This is a genomic window from Faecalibacterium sp. An77 (assembly GCF_002161315.1).
Taxonomy (GTDB): domain Bacteria; phylum Bacillota; class Clostridia; order Oscillospirales; family Ruminococcaceae; genus Faecalibacterium.
Genome location: NZ_NFHK01000083.1, coordinates 1 through 5292 on the forward strand (window position 1 = coordinate 1; position 5292 = coordinate 5292).

Below are 5292 nucleotides of genomic sequence, written 5' to 3' on the forward strand. Positions count from 1 at the left end.
CCCGCCCATAGAGGAAGTCCCCCCGCGGCTGCGCCGCCGCCCCCCTTGGGGGCTGGCTCCCGGCTGGAATTTTCTGCGGGAAAAGACTCTTTTTCTTTCGCTCAAGCCGTGGCTGCAGTCTGGACCGTCTGACGGAACTGTCGGGCAAAACAGACGATGATAGGTTTTAAAATGAGCTTGAAATGGATGAAATTTTTTCACGCCAGTTTACATGTGTTGCTTTTGCTCCGCTTTTTGTATATAATAAAAACGCAGGGAGATATATCCCTGCCAAGACAAAAGACGAAACGTCTGCTTGTCCGCTGAAAGAGGGGAGCCCCGCCCTGCCTGAAAAATAGGGGAATGAAAAAAGCGGTGAGCTCTTACCGTTAAGTAGAGAATGAAAAAAGCGGTGAGCCTCTACCGAAAGTGAGGAACCAAAAAGGCGCGGGGTGGCTATGTGCCACTCCGCGTTTTCTCGTCTTTGGAGGGCATATGGCAAAGTTCAAATTTTATCACATTCAGGAGAAGTATATTAACTATCTTCATTCCATTGATAATCGTGTCCAAATGAACAAGGGGGAACACCGCCCTTATGTGGGCGTGGTTCTCTCCGTAAATGGTATGTCTTACTATGTGCCGCTCGAATCTCCAAAGCCGAATCATGCAAATCTGAAATCAGGAGGCCCTGTGCTGAAACTGGATAATGGACGACTGGGAATCATGGGCTTCAACAATATGATTCCGGTTGTCCCGGCGTGTCTGCTGCCTTTTGATTTTAAAGATATTCAGGATGAAAAGTATAGAATGCTGTTAATCAATCAGCTGAACTATTGTGAAAAGAATGCGGAGCTGATTGTACACCGCGCTGAGGTTACATATCGCAAAGCTGTGTCCGGCTGCGCTCCCTTTTATACAAAGATCTGCTGTAATTTTAAAAAGCTGGAGAGGAAAGCCTCTTTATATGATCCCAATTATGTTCCCAAAATCAAAAAGAAGATAAACCCGAAAGGGCAGGCTTGATGTCTGCCCTTTCTCGGCAGGGGCGGCCAAGTACTTGCTGCCCCTTTTTCTTTCGCGCGAACCGTGGTATACTATAAAAACAAAGCGGCTGCCGGCAATGGGGCGGGGGGCGGCTTTGGGAAACAAAGAAAAATTGAGAGAGAGGCGAATGAAATGATTGAGTGCACCAGCACCGGCGCATACCTGGCCCGGGGCCAGTGGATTATGGCGGACGGGAACGCCCCGGCCGCCCTGGCGGCGCTGGGATTTGACGCGGACGCCGCGGCCAAAGCCCAGCAGGGGACCATTGCGTGGGGGATTCTGCAGTCCCACAACACCAGCGGCGACCCCGAAAACCTGAAAATCAAGTTTGACGCCATGGCCAGCCATGACATCACCTTTGTGGGCATCATCCAGACGGCCCGGGCCTCGGGCCTGGAGAAGTTCCCGCTGCCCTACGTGCTGACCAACTGCCACAACAGCCTGTGCGCGGTGGGCGGCACCATCAATGAGGACGACCACCGGTTCGGCCTGTCGGCGGCCCAGAAGTACGGCGGCATCTTTGTGCCGCCCCACCTGGCCGTCATCCACCAGTACATGCGGGAGAAATTCGCCGGCTGCGGCAAGATGATTCTGGGCTCCGACTCCCATACCCGTTACGGCGCCCTGGGCACCATGGCCATCGGCGAGGGCGGCGGCGAGCTGGCCAAACAGCTGCTGGGCCGCACCTATGACGTGGCCCGGCCCGGCGTGGTGGCCATCTACCTGACCGGGTCGCTGCCGGTGGGCTGCGGCCCCCACGACGTGGCCATCGCCCTGGTGGGCGCCCTGTTCAAGAGCGGCTATGTCAAGAACAAGGTGATGGAGTTCATCGGCCCCGGCGTGGCCAGCCTGCGCCAGGACACCCGCAACGCCATCGACGCCATGACCACCGAGACCACCTGCCTGTCCTCCATCTGGGAGACCGACGAGACCACCCGGAAATATCTGGCCGCCCACGGCCGGGCCGCCGACTACAAGGCCCTGGCTCCGGCGGACCTGGCCTATTACGACGGGGTGGTGAAGGTGGATCTGTCGGCCATCCGGCCCATGATCGCCCTGCCCATGCACCCCTCCAACGCCTTCACCATCGAGGAGCTGAACGCCAACCTGGAGGACATCCTCCACGCCTGCGAGCAGGACGTCCAGAAGCTGGTGGGCCGCACCGACGTGAAGCTGGACCTGTGCTCCAAGATCGAAAACGGCAAGCTCCGTGTGGACCAGGGCGTCATTGCCGGCTGCGCCGGCGGCCTGTACGACAGCATCGTGGAGGCAGCCTCCATCCTGAAGGGCCGTACCGGCGGCTGCGGCGAGTACGCCCTCAGCGTCTATCCCGCCAGCCAGCCCGTCATGATGGCCCTGGACAAGGCCGGGGCCCTGTCCAGCCTGATGGCTTCGGGCGCCACCATCCGGACCGCCTTCTGCGGCCCCTGCTTCGGCGCCGGCGACGTGCCTTTCAACGGGGCTCTGTCCATCCGCCACACCACCCGCAACTTCCCCAGCCGCGAGGGTTCCAAGCCCGGCGTGGGCCAGCTGGCGGGTGTGGCCCTGATGGATGCCCGCAGCATTGCGGCCACCACCGCCAACGGCGGCATCCTGACCCCGGCCACCGCCATCGACTACGACCCCACCGTCCCCGAATACACCTTCGACGACACCAGCTATCAGGCCCGCGTGTACCAGGGCTTCGGCCAGGGCAACTATGACGCCCTCCTCAAGCTGGGCCCCAACATCAAGGACTGGCCCGAGATTGCCCCTCTGGGGGATAACCTGCTGCTGAAGGTGGCTTCCTACATCACCGACCCCGTCACCACCACCGACGAGCTGATCCCCTCGGGCGAAACCAGTTCCTACCGCTCCAACCCCCTGGGCCTGGCCGAGTTCACCCTCAGCCGCAAGGACCCCGCCTATGTGGGCCGCGCCAAGGAAGTCCAGGCCGAGGAGGCCGCCCGCCGCGCCGGCCAGGGCGACGAGGCCCTGCTGGCAAAGATCCAGGCGGCGCCGGGCTGTGAGGGCCTGACCTGGGACGACGTCCAGATCGCCTCCACCATCTTTGCGGTCAAGCCGGGCGACGGTTCCGCCCGGGAACAGGCCGCCAGCTGCCAGCGGGTTCTGGGCGCCGGGGCCAACATCGCGGTGGAATACGCCACCAAGCGCTACCGCTCCAACCTCATCAACTGGGGTATGCTGCCCTTCCAGATCGCCGGGCCCACCCCCTTCGGGCTGGGGGACTATATCCTGGTTCCGGGTGCCCGCAAGGCCCTAGCCGGGGACCTGAGCGAGATTCCCGCCTATGTGCTGGGAGACACCCCCACCGCCTTCACCCTGTCCATTGCGCCCCTGACCGCCGACGAGCGGCAGATCCTGGCGGATGGCTGCCTGATTAACTTCTACAAACACTGATCCCGGGGGCGGCCCCGCCCTCCGATGCCGTTTGCCGCAGAAGTTGCGCCCTTTGGGGCGGCCTCTGCGGCAAATTGGTTGTCCGGCGGGGCTGCGTCCGCTTGCAAAAGGAGACCGTGTTCCTCTCTTGCGCTGAGCTGATTTTTGCTTTGCGCCCCGGAGGACGCTCACAAAAACCGGAGCGCTGCGCCAGTTTTGCCGCAGGCAGTGCTTGACTCAGCTGCCCGGGAAAGGAGGCTTCGCCATGCCCGGCGACCTGCACAATCATTCCACCTGTTCGGATGGGTCGGTGCCCATCCACCGCATCCCGCCCATGGCGGCCCGGGCGGGTCTGTCCGCCCTGGCCCTGTCCGACCACGATACTTTCCTCAGCGCGGCCTACTGCTACGCCCACCCCGAACAGGAGGGGGTGAAGCTGATTCCCGCCGTGGAGCTCACCGGCTACGACTATGAGCGCCAGCACCGGGTTCACCTGCTGTGCTACTGGCCCCAGGATTGTCCCGAGCTGCGGGCCCATTGCGACACCATGCGCCGCCGCCGCAACGAGTGCTGTCTCCAGAGCGCCCGGGAACTGGAGGGGATGTACCCCCAGTTCCGCACCGAGCAGGCCCTGGAATACGCCCAGGACAGCGGGGTGCTGTACAAGAGCGGCATCATGCAGGCCCTCCATGAGCTGGGCCTGTGCGACAGCGTCTATGGGGAGGTGTACCATTACCTGTTCGGATGGAATCCCCGGGGCGTGGTGCTCCACAGCCCCGAATACCCCACCGTGGATGAGGTTCTGGACATCGCCCGTGCCGCCAAGGGCGTGGTGGTGTTCGCCCATCCTACCGTCTATAAGAGCATGCCGCTGGTGCGGCAGCTGGCGGCGGAGGGGCGGATCGACGGCATCGAGATCGACCATCCCCGCAACAGCGAGGAGGACAAGGCCGAATGCCGCGCCCTGTGCGCCCGGTATAACCTGATCGTCACCGGCGGCACCGACTTCCACGGGGCCAATTCGGCCCATCCCCACCCGGTGGGCACCTGCACCACCGCCGACGACCAGATCCAGCGCATCTGCGGCCTGGCCCGGCAGCGCCAGGGCCAGCTGAACGGCTGACACCCGCCCCGGACGCCCCGCGGGCCCGGCCAGACCAAAACCGGCCCGGCCCGGCGGACTGCGGCGGGCTGATACCTGCTGAAAGGCGGCGGGGCGGATTCCGCCCTCTGCCTGCAAGATACACCCGGCGGCCCCGAAAGCCCCGGGAACACATGACAAAAGAAGGAACGTGAATACTATGACTTATACTTTTCCCAACCAGGGGACTTGTTCCCGCATGACCATGATTGAGCTGGCTCCTGACCACACCATCGAGTCCGTCCAGGTGATGGGCGGCTGCAACGGCAACCTGAAGGGCATTGCCAGCCTGCTGAAGGGGATGAAGGCGGAGGACGCCATCGCCCGGATGGAAGGCGTCACCTGCGGGTCCAAGCCCACCAGCTGCCCCGACCAGATCGCCAAAAACCTCCGCAAAGCCCTCGCCGCCCTGGAAAACCAGTAACCGACTTTTCTGGAAGAAAAGTCGGCAAAAGACTTTCACCTGGTACCGGGGACTGCTGTGGGCTTCACAAGGCCCTGCCGGCGGTCAGGTTTCAGCCGCTTTAGCAGGCTCCCGGGCTGCGCCCCGGTGAGTCCAAGATTTCAGATAGCCTGATTATCTCAATCGGTACGCGCTGAAAACCTATAAAAATACAACAACCCTCGTCCTGAACTGCCCCAGAATTAGTAGACATGAATAAAAAGACCCTCGTGTAGTGGGGAGCTTAACAGGACTGGCGAAGCGTAAGCGGAGCCAGTCCTGTTTTCAGTTGAATGCGCTCATGGTT

General features: G+C 61.8%; 4 protein-coding genes. All 4 read left to right on the forward strand.

Features of this window, described 5'->3' with window-relative positions; translation table 11 throughout:
• The first annotated feature begins 474 nt into the window (after window positions 1–474).
• The 4 genes from B5G28_RS14005 (at window position 475) to B5G28_RS14020 (ending at window position 4967) form a co-directional block, all read left to right on the forward strand.
• Window positions 475–1002: a type III toxin-antitoxin system ToxN/AbiQ family toxin gene (locus tag B5G28_RS14005; protein WP_087249790.1), complete on the forward strand. Its 528-nt coding sequence runs from the start codon at window positions 475–477 to the stop codon at window positions 1000–1002.
• A 153-nt stretch (window positions 1003–1155) separates the two neighbouring features.
• Window positions 1156–3423 (forward strand): hydratase, encoded by a 2268-nt coding sequence (locus B5G28_RS14010; RefSeq protein WP_087249792.1) that lies wholly within the window; start codon window positions 1156–1158, stop codon window positions 3421–3423.
• Window positions 3424–3667: 244 nt separating this feature from the next.
• Window positions 3668–4525 carry a PHP domain-containing protein gene (locus B5G28_RS14015; RefSeq protein ID WP_087249795.1) on the forward strand — a complete coding sequence of 286 codons (858 nt, stop codon included), beginning with the start codon at window positions 3668–3670 and terminating at the stop codon, window positions 4523–4525.
• Window positions 4526–4703: 178 nt separating this feature from the next.
• A complete protein-coding gene (locus B5G28_RS14020) occupies window positions 4704–4967 on the forward strand; it encodes a TIGR03905 family TSCPD domain-containing protein (protein WP_087249797.1) in 264 nt (87 codons plus the stop codon).
• Window positions 4968–5292 lie beyond the last annotated feature (325 nt).